We start from the raw sequence: 21,092 nt of genomic DNA, 5'->3' as shown, positions 1-21,092 counted from the left end.
CCCTGTGTCGATCGAATGGGTGAACCGGGCCATCGACGACCTGCGCGCATGGGGGCGGGCGCGGGGCGTCGAGGTGGACGCCGACGAGGTGCGGCTGCTCTGCGACTACGCCAGCGACTATCTGGGCGTGAACGAGCTGGCCGACTTCGCTCCATCGACCTTCGACGACCTGCTGCTGTCCATCTACCCGCGCAAGGTGATCGCGCCGCCGGAGAGCGCCCCCGAGTCGATCGCCGCGGCCGGCACGCTCGTCGACTACCTCGAGTCCTCCGGCGCCGCCGGCGCCGACCGGGCGCGGGCCATGCGCGCGCGGCTGAGCGAGATCGCCGAGGAGATGCCCGCCGCCCTCGCCGACCCGGCCAACTTCGGCATGGCCAAGAGCCTGTTCAGCTCGATCGGCCCGGAATCGCTGGAGCAGGACATCGCGATCCCCTCCGCCGACGCGCCCGGGAGTGAGCTTCCCGAGATCGAGGAGGCGCCCTGCGACTGCCCGGCGTGCACGCCGCTGCCCGCCGTACGGCTGGCCTCCGCGCGCGAGCTGGAGGCCGCGCTCGGCGAGGTGGCCCTGCTGGCCGACCGCGACCGGCTGCTGGCCTGGCTGGGCGACCGGGGCAGCACCCCCACGGCCAAGGGCGCGCTGCGCGCCAAGGACGCCGCCGCCGCGCCGGTGCCCGAGCCGAGGCTGCTGTGGGCGCTGGCCGGGCACCAGGGGCTCGGCGGCTGGGCGAGCACCGTCGCCTACCTGGTCGAACACGACACCGCCGGCGCGGTCACCGGCCTGCCCGAGCTCGACGACGCCCTCTACGACCTGCTCGACCGCCTCTACCGCCTGCAGGCGCGGGTGCCGGACGAGGTGGTCGCCGACCACGTGTTCGAGCTGGCCGACGCGGACGTCGACGTCGAGGCGGTGCTCGACCGGCTGGCCTGGTGCGGGCTGGTCGAGCGCCGGCACGACGGCGCCGGGCTGAGCCCGCTGGCCGTCTGGGGGCTGCGCGAGCTCTACCTCGCCCATGGCCGCGACGCCCCCGAGGCGCCCGACCTCGCCGTCGCCGACGCGGTCGGCCTCATCGAGGGACTGCTCGACGGCATGCCGACCGAGGCGGCCGAGCACGACATCGAACGCTGGCTGGCCGGGCGCACCCCCGAGCGGGCCGCCGCCGAGCTGCTGGCCGCCGCCACCGGCGCCCCGGCCGTCGCCCGCGGCATCGCGGTCACCATCGTCGACCACCTCGGCGCCGCCGCGGAACCGGCGCTGCGCGCGGTGCTCGGCGACGAGGAACTGCGCCCGCACGCCATCCACTGGCTGACCTCCAGGGGCATGCCCGCGCCGCCGCTCACCCAGGACGAGCTCCTGTGGGTCAGCGTGGACATGCTCGCGCTGGCCATGCCGGCGGCCCGCGAGGACCCCGAGATCTTCGCCGAGAACATGGCCGCCTCCGGCCCGCCCGCCCACCTCATCGAGGAGATGTGGCGGGTCGACCACCCGGACGTGGTCGAGGTGCTCGAACTGCTCGGGCGGTCCCTGCCGGGCAGCGGAGAGGCCAAGGCGGCGCGCAAGGCGGCGTTCAAAGCGCGCTCACGAGCCATCCGATGAAGTACATCCCTGTGACTCGTGTGCAGTAAGTTTCGTGGGTGGCAAACAACGTCTTCGACCTCGCCGAGCTCCGCAAGCTGATCGAGGAGCCCGCTCCAGTGGAGACGCCCGCGCCCCAGGTCAGGGAGGCATTGACGTTCCCGCCTGTCGCGCCGGCCGCCGACGCGGAGCTGGCCGCCGCGGTGCCGGGGGTGCCGCTCGTCGCCGACGCCATCAAGCTCACCTCCTGGACCGGCGAGCGCCCGGTCACCGATGAGGGGCTGCTGTCCGAGACCGACGCCGCCGCCGCGGCGAAGGAGCTCGGCGTCTCCCCGGCCCGGCTGCGGCTGGCCTGGATCGTGGCGGTCAACACCCGCCTGCTCCAGATCGTGCGCGGCACCGCCTCGCGCGGCGCGCTGCCCCTGCGCCTGCCCGTCGAGGGCACGCTGGAGTTCTGGGACGGCGTCGTCATGGACGTACTCGACCAGGCCGAGTCCTCCCGCCTGACCGGCTCACGCGTCATCGACGGCCACCTGGCCGAGACCCTCGCCACCATCTACTCCGTACGCTCCGGCGTGGCCATCGCCAACCTCGCCAAGGGCCTGCTGCAGTCGCACGAGGTCGCCTGCGAGCCGAGCCAGGCCGAGCTGCGCGAGCTCAGCGGCAGCCTGCCGGGCGAGCTGCTGGAGGCGCTGTCCCTGCTCACCTACTGCGGCCTGGTGCAGCAGACCGGCACCGGCCGGATCGCGCTGACCCCGCTCGGCGTCTGGGCCGTCCGCCACGACCTGCTGCGCGAGGGCCACGAGGCGCCCACGCTGGCCGAGGTCGAGGTCTTCGCCGGGCTCGACGCGGAAGCGCTGGTGGAGTCCCTGGTCAGCGGCGCGGTCACGCAGAGCGCCGTGACGACCTGGCTGGAGCGCCGCCCGCCCGAGCAGGCCGCCCGCGACCTCCTGGCCGTCGCCACGGCCGGCGGCGCCGGCCACCGCGGCGCCGTGGGCGCCATACTCGAAGAGCTCGGCCCCGAGGCCCAGTCACCGGTACGCGACTCGCTCGCCGACCCCACCATGTGGCGCTACGCCGCCTCCTGGCTGCACATCCGCGACCTCGACGCGCCGCCGCTCAGCTCCGACGACCACACCTGGATCGCCGTCGACTCCGTCGCCGCCCTGCTCCACATCTCCGGCAGCCCGGAGTCCGTCGGCGAGTTCGGCGCACTGGAGTCCGGCGAGGACCTGGTCAGGAGCGTGGGGGAGATGGCCGGCTCCAGCCACCCCGACACCGTGGCCGTCCTCGAACTCCTGGCCTCCACCCACGGCGACGCCGCCGTCGCCAAGGCGGCGCGCAAGGCCGCGATGAAAGCAAGGTCGCTCCTGACCACTAAACTGGGCTGATCCCACCCTGCCTTCGCGGAACGGAGTTGGCCTCTTGGCGATCCAGTCGATCCGGCTGTTCGGAGACCCGGTGCTGCGCACCCCGGCGGCCCCGGTCGTCGACTTCGACAAGGAGCTGCGCAAACTGGTCAAAGACCTGACCGACACGATGATGGACGCGCCGGGCGCCGGCCTGGCCGCCCCGCAGATCGGCGTCGGCCTGCGGGTCTTCACCTACTACGTCGACGACCAGCTCGGCCACCTGATCAACCCCGACCTCGACCTGTCGGCCGACCTCGACGAGGAGGGCGAGGAAGGCTGCCTGTCCTTCCCCGGCCTGTCCTTCCCGACGCCCCGCGCCATCCGCGCCGTCGCCAAGGGACTCAACATGCACGGCGAGCCGGTCACTCTCGAAGGCACCGACCTGATGGCCCGCTGCTTCCAGCACGAGACCGACCACCTCGACGGCATCCTGTTCATCGACCGGATGGACTCCGCGCAGCGCAAGCTCGCGATGAAGGCCATCCGTGAGGCCGAGTGGAGCGGTCTGACCCCGCCGGCGGTCAAGATCTCCCCGCACGCCACCGGCGGGAAGGCTCTCTGACCATGCGCCTGGTCTTCGCCGGCACGCCCGAGACGGCCCTGCCCTCGCTGCGCGCCCTCATCGACTCCCCGCGCCACGACGTCGTGGCCGTGGTCACCCGCCCCGACGCCCAGACCGGCCGCGGCCGCAAGGTGCACCCGTCGCCCGTCGCCGAGCTGGCCGAGGAGGCCGGCATCGAGGTGCTGCGCCCGGCCAAGGCCGGCGACCCCGCGTTCCTCGACCGGCTGCGCGCGCTGGAGCCCGACTGCTGCCCGGTCGTCGCCTACGGGGCGCTGCTGCCGCAGTCCGCGCTCGACGTCCCCAGCCGGGGCTGGATCAACCTGCACTTCTCGCTGCTGCCCGCCTGGCGCGGCGCCGCCCCCGTGCAGCACTCGGTGCTCCACGGCGACGAGATCACCGGCGCGGCCACCTTCCGGATCGTCAAGGAACTCGACGCCGGGCCCGTCTACGGCGTCGTCACCGAGGAGATCCGCGCCGGCGACACCAGCGGAGCGCTGCTGGAGCGCCTGTCGATCTCCGGCGCCGGACTGCTGGCCGCCACCCTCGACGGGATCGAGGACGGCACCCTGGAGCCCCGGCCCCAGCCCGCCGACGGCATCAGCTACGCACCGAAGATCAACGTGGACGACGCCAGAGCCGACTGGCAGGCGCCCGCCATGCGGATCGACCGGCTCGTGCGCGCCTGCACGCCCAACCCCGGCGCGTGGAGCGAGTTCCGCGGCCAGCGGGTCAAGCTCGGCCCGGTCCGGCCGCGGCCCGACGCCGCCCGGCTGGAGCCCGGGGTGATCGCGGCAACCAAGCATGAGGTGCTGGTCGGCACCGCCACCCATCCGGTCGAGCTGACCGAGGTGCAGGCGCAGGGCAAACGGGCGATGAGCGCGGCCGAGTGGGCCCGCGGCTCGCGCCTGGGCGAAGGGGACAAGTTCGCGTGACGGCTTCACGGGGGGACGGCGGCGCACGGGGCCGCGGTCGTGGTGACGGCGGCTACGGCCGGGGCAGGGGCGGCGGGAGCCGTACCGGGAAGGGGCCGGTGCGGGACGAGCCGCGCAACGCGGCCTTCGACGTGCTACGGGCCGTCGACGAGCGGGACGCCTACGCCAACCTGCTGATGCCGCGCCTGCTGCGCGAGCGGCGGCTGGGCGGGCGCGACGCGGCGCTCGCCACCGAACTGGCCTACGGGACGCTGCGCGGGCTCGGCACCTACGACGCGATCATCGAGTACTGCACCGACCGCGCGCCCGACCCCGACGTGCGCGACGCGCTGCGGCTCGGCGCCCACCAGCTGCTCAAGATGCGCGTGCCGCCGCACGCCGCGGTGGGCACGACCGTCGATCTGGTACGGCTGCGCGTCGGCGTCGGCGCCTCCAAGTTCGCCAACGCCGTCCTGCGCAAGGTGGCCGCCAGGTCCCTCGACGACTGGATCCCGATCGTGGCCCCCGAGGACCCGGTCGGCCACATGTCGATCGCCCACAGCCACCCGCGCTGGATCGTGTCCGCCTTCCGCGACGCGCTCGGCGGCGACGACGCGGAGACGGCCGATCTGCTGGCGGCCGACAACGTACGCCCGCTGGTCACGCTCGTGGCCCGTCCCGGCCGCAGCTCGGTGCCCGAACTGCAGGACTCCGGCGCCGAGGTCGGCCGCTACTCGCCCTATGCCGCCTACCTGCCCGAGGGCGACCCGGGCCAGGTGCCGGCGGTGGCCGAGTACCGCGCCGCCGTGCAGGACGAGGCCAGCCAGCTCGTCGCCCTCGCCCTGGCCAGGGTGCCGGTGGAGGGCCGCGACGAGTTCTGGCTCGACATGTGCGCGGGCCCCGGCGGCAAGGCGGGCCTGCTCGACGCCATCGCCGCCTACGGCGACCCCGACGAGGGTTTCCCCGGCGGCAAGCACCTGCTGGCCGCCGACGTCCAGTACCACCGGGCCCGCCTGGTCTGGCAGACCACCCGCGAGGCCTCGGTGATCACCGCCGACGGCACCGAGCCCGCCTGGCGGTCCGGCGCCTTCGACCGGATCATGCTGGACGCGCCCTGCACCGGCCTGGGCGCGCTGCGCCGCCGTCCCGAGGCTCGGTGGCGCCGCGACCCCGCGGGTGTTCCCGGTCTCGGCGCGCTGCAGCGCGGCCTTCTGGGCACCGCCCTCGACGCGGTACGGCCCGGCGGCGTCGTCGCCTACGTCACCTGCTCGCCGCACCTGGCCGAGACCGGGATCGTGGTCTCCGACGTGCTGCGGGGCCGGGAGGACGTCGAGCAGCTGGACGCGCGCTCGTACCTGACCGAGGTGCCCGATCTCGGCGACGGCCCGCACGCGCAGTTCTGGCCGCACCGGCACGGCATGGACGCGATGTTCCTGGCCCTGCTCCGCAAGCGGTAACAAGCAAGCGTTAGGTTACGATTCGCCTTCTAAGCCTGTCCTTGCCCTGGGCTGGTGTGGTCCCATCGGCCACGTGGACATCCTCGACGGCCTGCGCGGGGCCGAACTCGGGCCGATCATCGCGCTCCAGGGGCTGCCCGGCTGGCTGGAACCGGTGATGGAGGCGGTGTCGCTGTTCGGCAGCGAGCAGACCTTCCTGTTCCTGCTGCCCGTCCTGTACTGGTGCGTCAGCCCCCGCCTCGGCCTGCGGATGGGCGTGGTCGTGCTGGGCGCGGCGGCCAGCAACGCGGTGCTCAAGCTGCTGTTCCACGCGCCGCGTCCCTACTGGGTGGACGCCCGGGTCAGGCCGCTGTCGCTGGAGGGGACGTTCGGGCTGCCGTCCGGGCACGCGCAGATCGCCACGGCCACGTGGGGCGCCCTGGCCGCGGCCGTGCGGCGGCCGTGGGCGTGGTGGGGCGCGGTGGCGGCGGTCGCGCTCATCGGGCTGTCCCGGGTCTACCTGGGGGTGCACTTCATCTCCGACGTGGTGGCGGGGGTGCTGCTGGGCGTGGCCGTCCTGGTACTGGTGGTGAAGCTGGAGCCGCCCGCCGTACGGTGGTGGCGGGGGCTGACGCTCGGCTGGCAACTGGCCGCGTCGGCGCTGGTCTCGGTACTCCCGCTGGGGGCCGCCGCGCTGGCCAACGTGCCTCATGCCGGGTGGTCGCTGCCCGCGGCGTGGCAGCAGGCCGGGGACGTCGATCCCGCCGCGCTCGACACGCTGGTGGCGATGTGCGGGTCGGTGCTGGGGATGCTGGCGGGGGCGTCGGTGATGTACCGGCTCGGGTGGTTCTCGGTGCGCGGGACGCTCGGGCGGAAGGCGGCGCGGTGGGCGCTCGGGTCGGTGGTGGTGGCGGCGGTATGGTTCGGGCTGCGGGAACTGCTGCCGGAGCACGATGTGCTGCGCTATCTCCGGTACGCGCTGCTGACGTTGTGGGTGCAGCTCGGGGCGCCGCTGACGTTCATCCGGCTGGGCCTGATGGACGGAGCCGGGCGCAAGGTGCCGTAGAAGGTTTCCCGGGAGACGGCCGGTGCCCGGTGCGGGTCCGGGGCTTCCCTAGAATCGGAGCGTGCAGATCTCGCCCAGCATCCTGTCCGCCGACTTCGCCCGGCTCGCCGACGAGGCCGCCGCGGTGCCCAACGCCGACTGGCTCCACGTGGACGTCATGGACAACCACTTCGTGCCCAACCTCACCCTCGGGCTGCCCGTCGTCGAAGCGCTGCTCAAGGCCACGTCCACGCCGATCGACTGCCACCTCATGATCGAGGACCCGGACCGCTGGGCCCCCGCCTACGCCGAGGCCGGGGCGGGCAGCGTGACCATCCACGCGGAGGCGGCCAAGGCGCCGGTACGGACGCTGCGCCAGATCAGGGCGCTGGGGGCGCGGGCCGGTTTCGCCCTCAACCCCGCCACCGACGTCACCCCGTACGAGGACCTGCTGGGCGAGATCGACATGCTGTTGCTGATGACGGTCGAACCCGGCTTCGGCGGACAGCGCTTCCTCGACGTCGTGCTCCCCAAGATCCGCCGCGCTCGTGAGCTGGTGTCCCGCCACGGGGGGCAGATCTGGATCCAGGTGGACGGAGGGGTGGCCGCCGACACGATCGAACGCTGCGCCGAGGCGGGCGCGGACGTGTTCGTGGCGGGCAGCGCCGTCTACGGCGCCACCGACCCACGCGCCGCCATCGACGAGCTGCGCGCCCTGGCCGAGAGCGTCCCCCGCCCAGGCGGCGCGATCTAACCCGCCCCCGGCACCGGAAACCCGCTCTTCCGGTGCCGGCGTGCTGGACCACTGACCCCCAGCGCGAAGAACGGCCCTCCGGCCCTGGGAGACCGAGTGGCTCGCCGGGGTCCGTGTTTCGGGCCGGTGGCGGGGACTTGAGGTGGGATCCCTTGGCTCCAGGGGGGTACTGGAACGTTTGTCTGGTTGGGGGTTATGGGTAACTGTTTACTTATGACGGACCATGGGCTGTTCGGGCCGGAATCGGTGACGTGGCGGGTGATGGGGGAGCCCATCCTTCTGGTGGGCGGGTTCCGGGCGCTGCTGATGCAGGGGTTGCACCCGAGGGCGATGCGCGGCGTCCTGCAGAACTCCGCGCTCATGCACCCCGACGAGGCCTGGTCGCGGTTCATGCGGACCACCGAGTTCGTCCGGGTCCGGACCTACGGCACGCTGGCCGAGGTCGAGCGGGCCGGTAAGCGGGTGCGGAAGATCCACTCCATGCTCCGCGCCGACGACCCCGACACCGGCGAGCGCTTCCGGCTGGACGAGCCCGGTGCGCTCATGTGGGTGCACGTCGGCGAGGTGGACTCCTACCTGTCGGTGGCGCGGCGGGCGGGTGTACGGCTGTCGGCCGAGGATGCCGACCGGTTCGTCCTGGAATGGCGGCGGGCCGCGGAGGTCGTCGGCCTGAATCCCGATGACGCCCCGGGCAGCGTCGCCGAACTGCGCGCCTACGTCGAGGCGGAGCGGCCGGCACTGCGCCTGGTGCCCGAGGCGGGGCACCCGCTGCTGCAGTCGCTGACCGCGCCATTGCCGCTACGGCTGGCGCCGCTCAAGCCCGTGCTTCCCGCCCTGACGCTGCTGGCGTTCGCCACCCTGCCCCGCTGGGCGCGCCGCCTGTACGGCCTGCCCGCCACCCCCGTCGGCGACCTGTGGGCCACCGCCACGCTGCGGACGTTGCACGCGGGTCTCGGCCTGGTACCCGCCCAGATGCGCTACGCCCCCGACGCCCGCCGGGCACGCAAGCTCATGGCCGCTTGACCAAGCGAGCGCTTGGTTGAGAATATGGGGGCGGTCGCAGATGCCGATTCGGGCATGGCAGACTGATAGGCGAAAGAAGAGCTAGCGTGCTCCGGGGTCGGTGAAATTCCGAACCGGCGGTTACAGTCCGCGACCCGGCCGATGCCATCGGCCGGTTGACTCGGTGAAATTCCGGGACCGACGGTTAAAGTCCGGATGGGAGGAAGCGCGCAGGCGTCCGGCCGTGGCCGGGCGCCGTTGTGGTGGCGTTCGCGCACCACGCACCCCCGGGGTTCGCCGTGGCTTGGAGCTACTGGCGAGTAGGAGGTCCGGGGGTGGACGAACCCTTCCGGGATGACCCCCCTTCCGATGAACGGCGCCCCGCAGCCGAGCGGCACGCCGCAGGTGAACAACACACCGCAGATGAACGGCACGCCTCCGGTCAACGGCACGGCGCGGGCAAATGGGATGCCGCGGGGGAGTGGGATGCCGGGCACATGGCGCGGGCCGTCGAGCTGGCCGCGTTCGGTCTTGGCACGACCAGCCCCAACCCCGTCGTCGGCTGCGTCATCCTCGACGCCCACGGTGAGGTCGCGGGCGAGGGCTTTCACGCCTACGCCGGCGGCCCCCACGCCGAGGTCGTGGCCCTGCGCTCGGCCGGTGAGCGGGCCCGTGGCGGCACCGCCTACGTCACCCTCGAACCCTGCGACCACACCGGAAGCACCGGCCCGTGCACCGAGGCGCTCCTGGCCGCCGGTCTCGCCCGGGTCGTCTACGCCGTCCCCGACCCCAACCCGCTCGCGGCCGGCGGCGGCGAACGGCTGCGCGCCCACGGTGTCGAGGTCGCGCACGGTCTGCTGGGCGAGGAGGCCGAGCGGGTCAACGCCGCGTGGCTGACCTCGGTGCGGCTGGGCAGGCCGCATGTCACGTGGAAGTTCGCCGCCACCCTCGACGGGCGTTCGGCCGCCGCGGACGGCACCAGCAAGTGGATCACCTCGCCCGAGGCCAGGCAGGACGTCCACCGGCTGCGGGCCGCCTCCGACGCGATCATCGCCGGCATCGGCACCGTCCTGGCCGACGACCCGCTCCTGACCGCCCGTCCGGTGAAAGCCGTACCGGACGACAGACCGGAGAACGGGCCGGACGGAGGGCCGGCGAGCGAGCTGGGAGGCGGGCTGGGACGCGGGCCGGACGACGGGCTGGGACGCGGGCTGGACGGGGTGATGCGGGAGCAGCTTGCCGAGGCGCGGCGGCGGGCGCGGCCGCCGTTGCGGGTGGTGGTCGATTCGGGAGCCCGTACGCCCGCCGGAGCGCGGGTGCTCGACGGGGCGGCGCCGACCCTCGTGGCCATCGCCGACACCACGCGCACCGGTCTGACGGCCGAGCTCGCGCGGTTGCCGTACCGGCCGGACGGGCTGGATCTGCACGCGCTGCTCGCGGAGCTGCGGCGGCGCGGCGTGGTGAGTGTCTTTCTGGAGGGCGGCCCGACGCTCGCGGGCTCGTTCGTCAGGCAGGGCCTGGTCGACCGGGTCGTGGCCTACGTCGCACCCGCGCTGCTCGGCTCGGGGCGGGCGGCGCTGGGGCAGGCGGGCGTGTCCACGATCGCCGGCATCCACTCCTTCGTCTTCGAAGAGGTTTCCATGATCGGCCCGGACCTGCGGCTCACCGCGCGGCCGGGTTCCCCTAAGGAGAAGTGATGTTCACCGGAATCATCGAGGAAATGGGCGAGGTCGTCGCCCTCGAAACACGCGGGGACTCGGCCGTGCTGTCGGTACGCGGCCCGATCGTCACCTCCGACGCCCGCCACGGCGACTCCATCTCCGTCAACGGCGTCTGCCTGACCGTCGTGGAGTCGGCGGACGGGGTGTTCACCGTCGACGTGATGAAGGAGTCGCTGGAACGCACCTCGCTCGGCGGGCTCAAGGAGGGTTCGGCGGTCAACCTGGAGCGCGCGGTCCGCGCCGACCAGCGGCTCGGCGGTCACATCGTGCAGGGCCACGTGGACGGCACCGCCGTACTGCTGTCGAGGGAGCCAGGCGAGGCGTGGGACAACCTGCGCTTCAGCCTGCCCGCCCAGCTCGCCCGATATGTGGCGGAGAAGGGCTCGATCGCGATCGACGGAATCAGTCTCACGGTCACGACGGTTGACGACGACAGCTTCGGGGTGAGCCTCATCCCGACCACGCTGCGCCTGACCAACCTGGGACGGCGGGTGGCCGGGGAGCTGGTGAACCTGGAGGTCGACGTGATCGCCAAGTATGTGGAAAGGCTGGTGGCACTGCGGTGAGCTGGGCAGATGCCTCAATCAATGTGTTCGGGTTGCCGGTCAAGTGGACCGATCTGCTCGGCAACGTGTTCGCGGTGGCGACCGTGCTGTTCGCCATGCGCAAGTCCATCTGGACGTGGCCGGTGCAGTTCGTGGGGGCGGTGCTGCTGTTCATCGCCTCGGTCAGCGCGCACGTCACCGGAAACGCCCTGAAGCAGGTCCTGTTCGCCGCGCTGGCGGTCTACGGCTGGTGGAAGTGGCGCCAGGGCACCCAGGGCGGCCAGGCCCTTGAGGTGCGCCCGGCCCGGTTGGGGGAGCGCGTCGGGCTGATCGCCGCGATGCTGCTCGGCACCGCGTTGGTCGCCACGGTGTTCTACGGGGCGTGGGTGCTGTTCGAGCTGCCGCTGTCGTGGGGCGTGCACGCGCCGGGGCCGGAGAGCCTCTTCCTCGTGGCCGCCGACGCGTACATCTTCGTCGGCGGGGCCGTCGCCACCTGGGCGCAGGGGCGGGCGCTGGTCGACTTCTGGATCGTGTGGATGGCCGTCGACCTGGTCGGCGTGCCGCTGCTGTTCCGCTCCCAGCTCTACGTCTCCGGCGCCGTCTACGGCCTCTTCTTCATCCTCGTCCTCATCGGCTTCGTGAAGTGGCTGCGCGAGTACCGCACACGAACCGCCGAGCTCAAGCCCATGGCGGTGGCGACATGACCATGCTGGACCAGGTCGAACGGGCCATCAACGACATCCGCGACGGCAGGCCCGTCATCGTCGTCGACGACGAGAACCGCGAGAACGAGGGCGACATCATCTTCGCCGCCGCGAAGGCCACCCCCGAGCTCCTGACCTTCACCATCCGCCACACCAGCGGCGTCATCTGCGTGCCCATGGAAGGCAAGGAGCTCGACCGGCTCGGCCTGCCGCTCATGGTGTTCCAGAACCGCGAGCGCATGCGGACCGCGTACACCATCAGCGTCGACGCGCGCGACGGCGTCACCACCGGCATCTCGGCCGCCGACCGCGCCAAGACCATCCGCGCGCTCGCCGACTCCGCCACAGAACCCAATGAGCTGGTACGGCCCGGCCACATCTTCCCGCTGCGTTACCACGACGGCGGCGTCCTGATGCGCAGGGGCCACACCGAGGCCGCCGTCGACCTGGCCCGCCTGGCCGGGCTGTCACCGGCGGGCGTCCTGGCCGAGATCGTCAACGACGACGGCACCATGGCCAGGCTGCCCGAGCTGCGCGCCTTCGCCGACGAGCACGACCTCGCCCTCATCTCCATCGAGCAGCTCGTCGAGCACCGGCGGCGTACCGAGAGCATGGTCACCCGGGTCGCCGAGACCCGCCTGCCCAACGGCCACGGCACGTGGCGCGCGTACGGCTACTCCAGCTCGCTGGACGGCGGCGAGCACCTCGCGCTCGTGCTCGGCGACCTCGGCGACGGCGAGAACGTCCTGGTCCGCGCCCACTCCGAATGCCTGACCGGCGACGTGTTCGGCTCGCTGCGCTGCGACTGCGGCGTACAGCTCGACCACGCCATGGCCGCCATCGCCGAGGAGGGCAGGGGCGTCGTCGTGTACCTGCGCGGGCACGAAGGACGTGGCATCGGCCTGCTGGCCAAGCTCAAGGCGTACAGCCTGCAGGACAACGGCAGCGACACCGTCGACGCCAACCTGGAGCTGGGGCTGCCGGTGGACGCCCGCGAGTTCTCCAACGCCGGCCAGATGCTGGCCGACCTGGGGGTCAAGTCGATCCGGCTGCTGACCAACAACCCGGCCAAGCTCAAGGGCATGGACGGCTACGGCATCAAGGTGCTGGGCCGCGAGGCGATGCCGGTGGCCGTGAACCCGCACAACGAGCGGTACCTGACGGCCAAGCGGGAACGGCTCGGCCACTTCGTGGAGGAGACCTCATGAGCGGAGAAGGACGGCCCGGGGCGTCCGTGGTGGACGCCTCCGGCCTCAAGGTCGGGATCGTCGCGGCGAGCTGGCACGCGGGCATCACCGACCGGCTGGTGGCCAGGGCCGTGCAGGCCTGCGACGACAGCGGCGCCCGCGCCACCGTGGTGAGGGTGGCAGGTTCGCTGGAGATCCCCGTGGTGGCGCAGGCTCTGGCCAGGCGCTGCGACGCGGTGGTGGCGCTCGGGGCGGTGATCCGGGGGGAGACCGCCCATTTCGAGTACGTCTGCGACTCGGTGACCGCGGGACTGACCAGGATCTCGCTCGACGAGGAGACCCCGGTCGGCAACGGCGTCCTGACCTGCGAGAACCTCCAGCAGGCCGAGGACCGCTCGGGCGGGCCCGGCGCCAAGGAGGACAAGGGTTACGAGTCGGCCCTGGCGGCGCTGGAGACGGCGCTGCTGCTACGCGGGCTGACCGTCTGATCGCCGGGCGCCGGCCAGGTGGCGGGCGGCGCGGTCGCGGGCGGCCTGCCACGGGTGTGGCCGGTGGCCGCGGCCGTCCGCTCGCCGGACCGACCCCGACGTGCGGTAAGTTTCCTGCGTGCCCGAGCCAGTCAGCCCGCCGCCGCTGCCCGTGACCTTCCGGCCGCGCCGCGGCAGAATCGTCCCGTACGGCTTCGCCGTGGTCATCCTCATCGGCGCCGTGCTGATGGCCCTGTTCATCGCCGAGCCGTTCCAGCTGGCCGACCGGATCGCCATCGTGCTGTTCGGCTGCGCGGTGGCGTACATCCTGCATCTGCTGGGCCGCGTCCGTGTGGATGCCGACGACGAGGGCATCACCCTCGTCAACGCCCTGCGCACCCACCGCTACACCTGGCCCGAGGTCCTGGACATCACGCTGATGGTCGGCGACCCCTGGCCCAAGATCGACTTCTCCGACGGCCGCACCGTCGGCGCCATGGGCATCCAGGGCTCGGAGAAGGCCCGCGCCAAACAGGCCACGGCCGAGCTCAAGGCCCTCATCCGCACCCGGGGCGAGGCCGGCGAAGACTGAAGTGGCCTGGCGGTTCGGGGGTGAGGTGGACCTTTGCCGGTGACCACCCCGGGGCTACGCTGCACGGACATGAACGTGATCGCGCATCTCAGCGACATTCACCTCGACGCCGATCCGCGCAGCTCCGACCGCACCCGCGCCGTCATGGACTACCTGAACGACCTCCCGTACGACCTCGACCTCGTCCTGGTCACCGGTGACATCGCCGACCACGGCCTGCCGGAGGAGTACGCGCGGGCCCGTGAGCTGCTGGACTCCCGGCACCCCGTGCTGGTCTGCCCCGGCAACCACGACGACCGCGCCGCCTTCTGCGCGCACCTGCTCGGCGGCGAGGCCGCCCCAGGCCCGGTCAACCAGGTGCACCACGGCTCCGGCTTCGTCGTGGCCGCGTGCGACTCCTCGGTGCCGGGCAAGGACGAGGGGCTGCTGGAGGACGAGACGCTCCTGTGGCTGGACCAGGTCCTGGCCGGGGCGGGGGAGCGGACGGCGCTGGTCGCCTTTCACCACCCTCCCGCGCTGCTGCACGTGCCGTTCGTCGACGGCATCAGGCAGTACGGCGAGCGGCGCCTGGCCGACCTCCTGGAGCGCCACCCCCACGTGGCCGCCCTGCTGGCCGGGCACGCCCACACCCCGGCGGCCACCACGTTCGCGGGCCGGCCCCTGCTCGTGGCGCCCGGTGTCGTCTCGACGCTCCGGCTCCCCTGGGAGCTGCCCAAAGGCGTGGTGGACCTCGACCAGCCGCCGTCCCTGGCCTTCCACGTGCTCGACGAGGGCCGCGTGACGACGCACTACCGAACGATCCTCTGAATGTCGGCGTAGCCTGAAGGGGTGCTGAGGCGGACCATCAGAGCGGCGGACATCGAGTCACCGGAAAAGCTGATCGAGCTGCTCGACCGGTACTCCTACCTGGCCGACGAAGGACTGGCGACGGCGGCGTTCCTGGCGCTGCGGATGGGCCGGCCGCTGTTCCTGGAAGGGGAGGCGGGGGTCGGCAAGACCGAGCTGGCCAAGACCCTGGCCGATCTGCTCAAGGCGCCGCTCATCAGGCTGCAGTGCTACGAGGGCCTCGACGCCGCCCAGGCCCTCTACGACTGGGACTTCCCCCGCCAGCTCCTCCACCTCAAGGCCGCCGAGGCGGCCGGGGTCACCGACGTGGCCCGGCTGGAGAGCGAGATCTACGACCGGCGCTTCCTCATCGCCCGGCCCCTGCTGAAGGCGGTCGAGACGCAGCCCAGCGTGCTGCTGGTGGACGAGATCGACCGGGCCGACGACGAGTTCGAGGCGTTCCTGCTGGAGGTGCTGTCCGACTTCACGATCTCCATTCCCGAGCTGGGCACGATCAAGGCGGCCACGCCGCCGGTCGTGGTCGTCACCTCCAACCGGACGCGGGAGGTGCACGACGCGCTGAAGCGGCGCTGCCTGTACCACTGGCTGGAGCACCCGGGGTTCGACCGTGAGGTGGCGATCCTGCTGCGCAGACTGCCCTCGTGCACGCAGACGCTGGCCGTACAGGTGGCGGGGGCGGCGGAGCGGCTGCGGGCGGCCGAGCTGATCAAGCCGCCCGGCGTGGCCGAGACCCTCGACTGGACCGAGGCGCTGCTGACGCTCGGCGCGCGCGAGCTCGACCCGGGGCTGGCGGCGGCCACGCTGGGCGCGGCGCTGAAGTACCGGGAGGACGTCGAGGCGGTGCTCGCGAACGGGCTGCTGCGCCATGGATGAGCTGGCCGCGACCATGACCGGGTTCGCCAGGACGCTGCGGGCGGCGGGGGTCGCGGCCGACCACGAGCGCACCCGCAACCTGCTGCTGGCGCTGGACCACCTCGACGTCGGCGACCCGGCGCGCGTGTACTGGGCCGGGCGGCTGACGCTGTGCGCGGCGCCGGACGACCTGCCCCGGTACGACCGCTGCTTCGCCGCCTACTTCGGCGGTCTGCGGGCGGCCGGCCGTACCGCGGACAAGGTCGTCACGCGGCACGTGGCGGCGGGCGAGGCACGTGAGGACGGCGAGCAGGAGGACGCGGACGCGGCGCCCGGCACGGCCAGCCGCACCGAGATCCTGCGCCACCGCGACGTGGCCAGGATGACCGAGGCGGAACGCGGCGAAGTGCACCGGATGCTGGCGATGCTGCGCGAGCGGCGGGCCCGCCGGCGCTCGCGGCGCCACCAGCCCGCCCACCGCGGCGTCCTCGACCCGCGGCGGACGATCCGCGAGGCGTTGCGCAAGGGCGAGGTGGCGCGGCTGCGCAGGAAGACGCACGCCACGCGCCCGCGCGAGGTGGTGCTGCTGGTCGACGTGAGCGGGTCGATGTCGCCGTACGCGGAGACGCTGCTGCGGTACGCGCACGCGCTGGTGCGCAGCGAACCCAGGGCGACCAGGGTGTTCTCGATCGGGACGCGGCTGACGCACGTCACCGCCGAGTTGCGCCACCGTGATCCGGGCACCGCGCTGAACGCGGCGTCGCGGGTGATACCGGACTGGAGCGGGGGCACCCGGCTGGGGGAGGAGCTCCGGAGTTTCCTGAAAAATCATGACGCGCGCGGCGCGATCGTGGTCCTCGCCTCGGACGGCTGGGAACGCGGCGACCCGGCGCTGCTCGGCGCCCAGATGGCCAGGCTCGCCCGGCAGGCGTACCGGGTGATCTGGGTGAACCCGCACAAGGGGTATGAGGGTTACGAGCCGCTCACCGGTGGGATGCGGGCGGCGTTGCCGTACATCGACGACCTCGTGGCCGGGCACAGCCTGGCCGCGTTCGAGGCGCTCAGCGAAAGGCTCGGCCATGCGTGAGGTGCTCCCGGAGATCATGCGGTGGTGGCGCTCCGGGCTGAGGTTCGGGCTGGCGACCGTGGTGAGCACGTTCAGCAGCGCGCCCCGGCCGCCCGGCGCCTCGATGGCCGTGCGCGGGGACGAGGTCGTCGGCAGCGTCTCCGGCGGCTGCGTCGAGGGCGCGGTGTTCGAGCTGGCCGCCGAGACCGAGGTCCCCGTCCTGCGGCGGTACGGCGTGAGCGACGACGACGCCTTCGCGGTCGGGCTCACCTGCGGCGGCATCATCGACATCCTCGTCGAGCCGGTCTCCATCGAGACCTTCCCCGAGCTCGGCGACATCTACGCCTCGGTCCGCGCCCACGAACCCGTGGCCGTCGCCACCATCGTCGGCGGCCCCGGCCGGATGGGCGCGAGAAGGGTGATCTGGCCCGAGCGCACCGCGGGCACCCTCGGCCTCGACCGCCTCGACCAGGCCGTCGACGACGACGCCCGCGGCATGCTCGCCCAGGGCCTCACGGGAATCCGCCACTACGGCGGCCACGGCGAGCGCCGCCTGGACGACCTGGCGGTGTTCGTGCACTCCTTCGCGCCGCCGCCGCGCATGCTGGTCTTCGGCGCCATCGACTTCGCCGCCGCCGTCGCCCGGGTCGGCAAGTTCCTCGGCTACCACGTCACCGTCTGCGACGCCCGCCCGGTCTTCGCCACCCCCAAGCGCTTCCCCGAGGCCGACGAGGTCGTGGTCAAGTGGCCGCACGACTACCTGGCCACGCAGAAGGTGGACGAGCGCACGGTCATCGCCGTGCTCACCCACGACCCCAAGTTCGACGTGCCGCTGCTGGAGCTGGCCCTGCGCACCGACGCCGGTTACGTGGGCGCGATGGGCTCGCGCCGTACCCACGCGGACCGGCTGGAACGGCTGCGCGAGGCCGGGCTCACCGACGCCGAGCTGGGACGGCTGCGCTCGCCCATCGGCCTCGACCTGGGCGCCCGCACCCCCGAGGAGACGGCGGTGTCCATCGCCGCCGAGCTCATCCAGCTGCGGTGGGGCGGTTCCGGACGGCCGCTGCGCGAGACGCGTGGACGCATTCACGGATGGGCAGAAAAGCGGGATGAAGCGATCTAGCGTGGCGGGGCTGCTGCTCGCGGCCGGGCGCGGAGCGCGGCTGGGCACGCCCAAGGCGCTCGTGGAGTACGAGGGCGAGCGGCTGGTCGATCGCGGGGTGCGGCTGCTGGAGACCGGCGGCTGCCATCCCGTCGTCGTGGTGCTCGGGGCGGCGACCGTGCCCGTGCGCGGCGCCGTCGTCGTGCGCAACCCCGACTGGCGCACCGGGATGGGCTCCTCGCTGCGCGTCGGGTTGGCCGCGCTGCCGCCGGACGCCGCCGCCGTCGTGGTGGCGCTGGTGGACCAGCCGTTCGTGTCGCCCGCCGCCGTGGCGGCGCTGATCGCCAGCGGGGGCGAGGTGGCCGTCGCCACGTACGGCGGCGCCCGGCGCAACCCGGTGCTGTTCGCCCGGGACCACTTCGCCGAGGTGGCCGGGCTGGCCGTGGGGGACGTGGGGGCCAGGCCGTTCCTGAAGGCGTATCCGGAACTGATCACCGACGTGCCGTGCGACGGGCTGGGCAGCCCGGCCGACATCGACACGCCCGAGGACCTGGAGCTTCTGAAAGGCCTCTAGCTCATTCGTAGAGATGCGAGTGCGGCGCGGTGGTCGCTGCCGACGGCCGGGGCCACGCCCGCCTTGGTCGCGGTCATGCCCTTGTACAGGATGTGGTCGGGCCGGGTGATCGGGAACGACGACGGCCAGGTGAACCCGAACCCGTCGCCCGCCTCGCGCTGCGCGTCCCGCAGCGGCGGCGTCAGCCCGGACATGCCGCGGTCGGTGGTGGCGGTGTTGAGGTCGCCCATGAGCAGGATGCGCTTGCTGGAGTCCTTGTCGACCAGCGAGCGCGCGTGGGCCAGCGACTTGTCGCGGAAGGCGGTGTGCCCGGGGCGGGCCGAGGCCAGGTGCATCACGTACACGGTGACCTTGCCCTTCGGCGTGTCGGCCACCGCCCGCAGCGCCCTGGGCCAGCCCATGCCGACGTCGAGCTTCTGCTGCTTGCTCAGCGGATAGCGGCTCCACAGCCCGACCGTGCCGACGGGGTACTTGTGCGGGAACATCCGGTCGAGCTGCTTGGCGGCCGGTCCGCCCGGGGTGAGTTCCTGGGCCGCGACCAGGTCGAGCCCTTCGGCGATCTTGCGCATGGCCTCGCCTGAGGCGCTGTTGGTGACGCCGACGTTGACCGTGGCCACCTTGAGGTCGCTGGCGCCGCCGGGCGGCGACTGCAGCATGGTCGAGCCGAACATCAGCGCCCACACCAGGCCGGGCACCACGGCCGCGACCGCGGCGCCCTTCGAGCGCGACAGCGCCGCGCCGAGCAGAAGCATGGGCACCGTGAGCCCCACCCAGGGCAGCATGCTCTCCCAGATGGGTGTGAATCCACCCATGGCCGGAAAGAGCTGATGACCCGCCAAGGCCACGGCGACCAGGGCGGACACGACGATGACGACCCGACTCAGCACCCGTCCCAGGCTAGCCGGTGCGGGCTCGGGATGCGGACAGGCTAACCTGGTGCCGAATATAGTTCGGTTACTACTCGGTTCGAGGGAGTCCGGCATGCGGATCGGTATGGCGCTCAACTATTCAGGCGGCTTCAAGGAGACGGTCGCCGAACTGGCCGACTACGAGCGGGCCGGGCTCGACATCGTCTTCGTGGCCGAGGCCTACAGCTTCGACGCGGTCAGCCAGATGGGCTACATCGCCGCCAAGACCGACCGCCTCGAGATCGCCTCCGGCATCCTGCCGATCTACTCCCGCACCCCGACCCTGCTCGCGATGACCGCCGCCGGGCTCGACTACGTCTCCGACGGCCGCTTCACCCTGGGCCTCGGCGCCTCGGGCCCGCAGGTGATCGAGGGCTTCCACGGCGTGCCCTATACGGCGCCGCTGGGCCGTACCCGCGAGGTCATCGACATCTGCCGCCAGGTGTGGCGCCGCGAGAAGCTCACCTACTCCGGCAACCACTACACCCTCCCGCTCCCTCCCGAGCAGGGCACCGGACTCGGCAAAGCCCTCAAGATCATCAATCATCCGGTACGGCCGCGCATCCCGATCGTGGTCGCCGCCATCGGCCCCAAGAACGTCGAGCTGACCGCCGAGGTCGCCGAAGGCTGGGAGCCGATCTTCTACGTACCGGAGAAGGCGGCCGAGGTCTGGGGCCCGTCACTGGCCGCCGGAGCCGCCCGCCGCGACCCGGCCCTCGGCTCCTTGGACACGATCGCGCAGGCCGCCCTGGCGATCGGCGACGACGTGCAGGGGTTGCTGGAGCTGGGGCGTGGCATGGCGGCCCTGTACATCGGCGGGATGGGCGCCAAGGGGCGCAACTTCTACAACGAGCTCGCCCGGCGCTACGGCTACGAGAAGGAGGCCGAGCAGATCCAGGACCTGTACCTGGAGGGGAAGAAGCAGGAGGCGGCGGCTTTGGTGCCGCAGGAGTTGCTGGAGAAGATGTCGCTGATCGGATCGGAGGGCTTCGTCCGGGACCGGATCCAGGCTCTGCGTGAGTCGGGTGTGACGACGCTGAACGTGACACCCCTCGCCAACACCCACGAGGAGCGTCTGCGCCTCGTGGAAAAGATGAAAGAACTGACCGCCTAACTCCCGGCACCCTGCCACCCCGGCACCCTGGCCCCGCCCGCCTCCACCCCGGTCGCCCGTCCGCCCGGGGTCCGGCCTGCTCCGGACCTGCCGCTTCCGTTCTCTCCACCACCGGCCTCTCCCTCCCTCCGCCACCGGTCCACCCCCCGGCCCAGCCTCGACCCCGGCTTCGGCCCCTGGCCCGCTGCCCCCTGGCTCGCCGGCCCTTGGCCACCCGGCCCTCGGCCACCCGGCCCCGGGTCACGGGTTGGGTTCCGGAGGCTGGGGCTGTCTTGGTCGTGGGTTGTCCGGGTCTGAGGGGGTTGCCGGGGGTTTGTGCGCCGCGCGGGCGGAAGGGGTACGGCGGGGCTCGGCGCACCCGGTGCGGTGCCCGGCGTGGGCCACGGCGGCCGGCCGGCGGATGGCTGTCGCGGCGCCCCGCCGGAGTGCGGTGGGGAGCATCGGCTGCGGCGGCGCGCTGGGGGCGGTGGGCGGTGGTTCGGGGGCGAAGCCGTAAAGGATAGTGATCTAGATCACACAGGACGACGGGAATAGCCAGAGATAAGAGTGGTGTTGTGACGGTTCGTGAGGTTTTCGGTAGTCATCGTGTGGCTCGTTGAGCGGCTGCACATCGACCTGTGCCGCGTGACGGGGACGAGCTGTCGCTGATCGCGCCATGACGCGCTAGATCGCCACTCACCCCTTTTCTCCTTTCCGGTGCGCCTTTGGCATGCCGTCAT

22 protein-coding genes and 1 riboswitch are annotated in these 21,092 nt (G+C 72.5%); of the genes, 21 read left to right on the top strand and 1 reads right to left on the bottom strand.

The window, feature by feature from the left end:
* The first annotated feature begins 4 nt into the window (after window positions 1–4).
* The 19 genes from ACFWYW_RS06385 to ACFWYW_RS06295 all read left to right on the top strand — a co-directional run bounded on the left by ACFWYW_RS06385 (window position 5) and on the right by ACFWYW_RS06295 (window position 18,351).
* Window positions 5–1,594, top strand: a complete 1,590-nt coding sequence (locus ACFWYW_RS06385) for a hypothetical protein (protein WP_379618683.1) — start codon at window positions 5–7, stop codon at window positions 1,592–1,594.
* A 38-nt stretch (window positions 1,595–1,632) separates the two neighbouring features.
* Window positions 1,633–2,964, top strand: a complete 1,332-nt coding sequence (locus tag ACFWYW_RS06380; protein WP_379618682.1) for a hypothetical protein — start codon at window positions 1,633–1,635, stop codon at window positions 2,962–2,964.
* A 34-nt stretch (window positions 2,965–2,998) separates the two neighbouring features.
* On the top strand, window positions 2,999–3,547 hold the full coding sequence (def, locus tag ACFWYW_RS06375; RefSeq protein WP_379618680.1) for a peptide deformylase: 549 nt from the start codon (window positions 2,999–3,001) through the stop codon (window positions 3,545–3,547).
* A gap of 2 nt (window positions 3,548–3,549) precedes the next feature.
* Window positions 3,550–4,479 (top strand): methionyl-tRNA formyltransferase, encoded by a 930-nt coding sequence (gene fmt, locus ACFWYW_RS06370; RefSeq protein WP_379618678.1) that lies wholly within the window; start codon window positions 3,550–3,552, stop codon window positions 4,477–4,479.
* Window positions 4,476–5,915 carry an RsmB/NOP family class I SAM-dependent RNA methyltransferase gene (locus tag ACFWYW_RS06365; protein ID WP_379618676.1) on the top strand — a complete coding sequence of 480 codons (1,440 nt, stop codon included), beginning with the start codon at window positions 4,476–4,478 and terminating at the stop codon, window positions 5,913–5,915. The genes fmt and ACFWYW_RS06365 overlap by 4 nt, the downstream gene beginning before the upstream one ends.
* A gap of 73 nt (window positions 5,916–5,988) precedes the next feature.
* Window positions 5,989–6,960 (top strand): phosphatase PAP2 family protein, encoded by a 972-nt coding sequence (locus ACFWYW_RS06360; protein ID WP_379618674.1) that lies wholly within the window; start codon window positions 5,989–5,991, stop codon window positions 6,958–6,960.
* Window positions 6,961–7,021: 61 nt separating this feature from the next.
* A complete protein-coding gene (gene rpe / locus ACFWYW_RS06355; RefSeq protein ID WP_379618672.1) occupies window positions 7,022–7,693 on the top strand; it encodes a ribulose-phosphate 3-epimerase in 672 nt (223 codons plus the stop codon).
* A gap of 213 nt (window positions 7,694–7,906) precedes the next feature.
* Entirely contained in the window at window positions 7,907–8,716 is an 810-nt protein-coding gene (locus ACFWYW_RS06350) for an oxygenase MpaB family protein (protein ID WP_379618670.1), read from the top strand.
* An 82-nt stretch (window positions 8,717–8,798) separates the two neighbouring features.
* A riboswitch (FMN riboswitch) is annotated at window positions 8,799–8,929 on the top strand.
* Window positions 8,930–8,955: 26 nt separating this feature from the next.
* Window positions 8,956–10,392, top strand: a complete 1,437-nt coding sequence (gene ribD / locus ACFWYW_RS06345; protein WP_379618668.1) for a bifunctional diaminohydroxyphosphoribosylaminopyrimidine deaminase/5-amino-6-(5-phosphoribosylamino)uracil reductase RibD — start codon at window positions 8,956–8,958, stop codon at window positions 10,390–10,392.
* Window positions 10,392–10,982: a riboflavin synthase gene (locus ACFWYW_RS06340; protein WP_379618666.1), complete on the top strand. Its 591-nt coding sequence runs from the start codon at window positions 10,392–10,394 to the stop codon at window positions 10,980–10,982. The genes ribD and ACFWYW_RS06340 overlap by 1 nt, the downstream gene beginning before the upstream one ends.
* Window positions 10,983–11,014: 32 nt before the next feature.
* Window positions 11,015–11,665, top strand: a complete 651-nt coding sequence (locus ACFWYW_RS06335) for a nicotinamide riboside transporter PnuC (RefSeq protein WP_379618664.1) — start codon at window positions 11,015–11,017, stop codon at window positions 11,663–11,665.
* Window positions 11,662–12,873 carry a bifunctional 3,4-dihydroxy-2-butanone-4-phosphate synthase/GTP cyclohydrolase II gene (locus ACFWYW_RS06330; protein WP_379618662.1) on the top strand — a complete coding sequence of 404 codons (1,212 nt, stop codon included), beginning with the start codon at window positions 11,662–11,664 and terminating at the stop codon, window positions 12,871–12,873. The genes ACFWYW_RS06335 and ACFWYW_RS06330 overlap by 4 nt, the downstream gene beginning before the upstream one ends.
* Window positions 12,870–13,340, top strand: a complete 471-nt coding sequence (gene ribH / locus ACFWYW_RS06325; RefSeq protein ID WP_379618660.1) for a 6,7-dimethyl-8-ribityllumazine synthase — start codon at window positions 12,870–12,872, stop codon at window positions 13,338–13,340. Before ACFWYW_RS06330 ends, ribH begins: the two co-directional genes overlap by 4 nt.
* A gap of 118 nt (window positions 13,341–13,458) precedes the next feature.
* The gene (locus tag ACFWYW_RS06320; protein WP_379618658.1) at window positions 13,459–13,911 is read left to right on the top strand and encodes a PH domain-containing protein; all 453 of its coding nucleotides are present in this window, start codon (window positions 13,459–13,461) and stop codon (window positions 13,909–13,911) included.
* A gap of 69 nt (window positions 13,912–13,980) precedes the next feature.
* Entirely contained in the window at window positions 13,981–14,718 is a 738-nt protein-coding gene (locus ACFWYW_RS06315) for a metallophosphoesterase (RefSeq protein ID WP_379618656.1), read from the top strand.
* A 21-nt stretch (window positions 14,719–14,739) separates the two neighbouring features.
* Window positions 14,740–15,630 (top strand): AAA family ATPase, encoded by an 891-nt coding sequence (locus tag ACFWYW_RS06310; protein ID WP_379618654.1) that lies wholly within the window; start codon window positions 14,740–14,742, stop codon window positions 15,628–15,630.
* Window positions 15,623–16,696 carry a VWA domain-containing protein gene (locus tag ACFWYW_RS06305; protein ID WP_379618652.1) on the top strand — a complete coding sequence of 358 codons (1,074 nt, stop codon included), beginning with the start codon at window positions 15,623–15,625 and terminating at the stop codon, window positions 16,694–16,696. Before ACFWYW_RS06310 ends, ACFWYW_RS06305 begins: the two co-directional genes overlap by 8 nt.
* The gene (locus ACFWYW_RS06300; protein ID WP_379618650.1) at window positions 16,689–17,798 is read left to right on the top strand and encodes an XdhC family protein; all 1,110 of its coding nucleotides are present in this window, start codon (window positions 16,689–16,691) and stop codon (window positions 17,796–17,798) included. The genes ACFWYW_RS06305 and ACFWYW_RS06300 overlap by 8 nt, the downstream gene beginning before the upstream one ends.
* Window positions 17,785–18,351 carry an NTP transferase domain-containing protein gene (locus ACFWYW_RS06295; protein ID WP_379618648.1) on the top strand — a complete coding sequence of 189 codons (567 nt, stop codon included), beginning with the start codon at window positions 17,785–17,787 and terminating at the stop codon, window positions 18,349–18,351. The genes ACFWYW_RS06300 and ACFWYW_RS06295 overlap by 14 nt, the downstream gene beginning before the upstream one ends.
* On the opposite strand, the gene ACFWYW_RS06290 is transcribed toward ACFWYW_RS06295, so the two are convergent.
* Window positions 18,348–19,238 (bottom strand): endonuclease/exonuclease/phosphatase family protein, encoded by an 891-nt coding sequence (locus tag ACFWYW_RS06290; RefSeq protein ID WP_379618646.1) that lies wholly within the window; start codon window positions 19,236–19,238, stop codon window positions 18,348–18,350. The genes ACFWYW_RS06295 and ACFWYW_RS06290 overlap by 4 nt on opposite strands.
* Before the next feature lie 94 nt (window positions 19,239–19,332).
* Here ACFWYW_RS06290 and ACFWYW_RS06285 point away from each other — a divergent pair, with 94 nt between their 5' ends.
* The gene (locus ACFWYW_RS06285; protein ID WP_379618644.1) at window positions 19,333–20,373 is read left to right on the top strand and encodes an LLM class F420-dependent oxidoreductase; all 1,041 of its coding nucleotides are present in this window, start codon (window positions 19,333–19,335) and stop codon (window positions 20,371–20,373) included.
* 564 nt (window positions 20,374–20,937) lie between these two features.
* The gene (locus ACFWYW_RS06280) at window positions 20,938–21,021 is read left to right on the top strand and encodes a putative leader peptide (RefSeq protein WP_379618716.1); all 84 of its coding nucleotides are present in this window, start codon (window positions 20,938–20,940) and stop codon (window positions 21,019–21,021) included.
* Window positions 21,022–21,092 lie beyond the last annotated feature (71 nt).

Source organism: Nonomuraea sp. NPDC059023 (genome assembly GCF_042740095.1).
Lineage (GTDB): Bacteria > Actinomycetota > Actinomycetes > Streptosporangiales > Streptosporangiaceae > Nonomuraea.
Note: the sequence above shows the minus strand (reverse complement) of the source record. Positions and strands in the feature narration are given on the sequence as shown.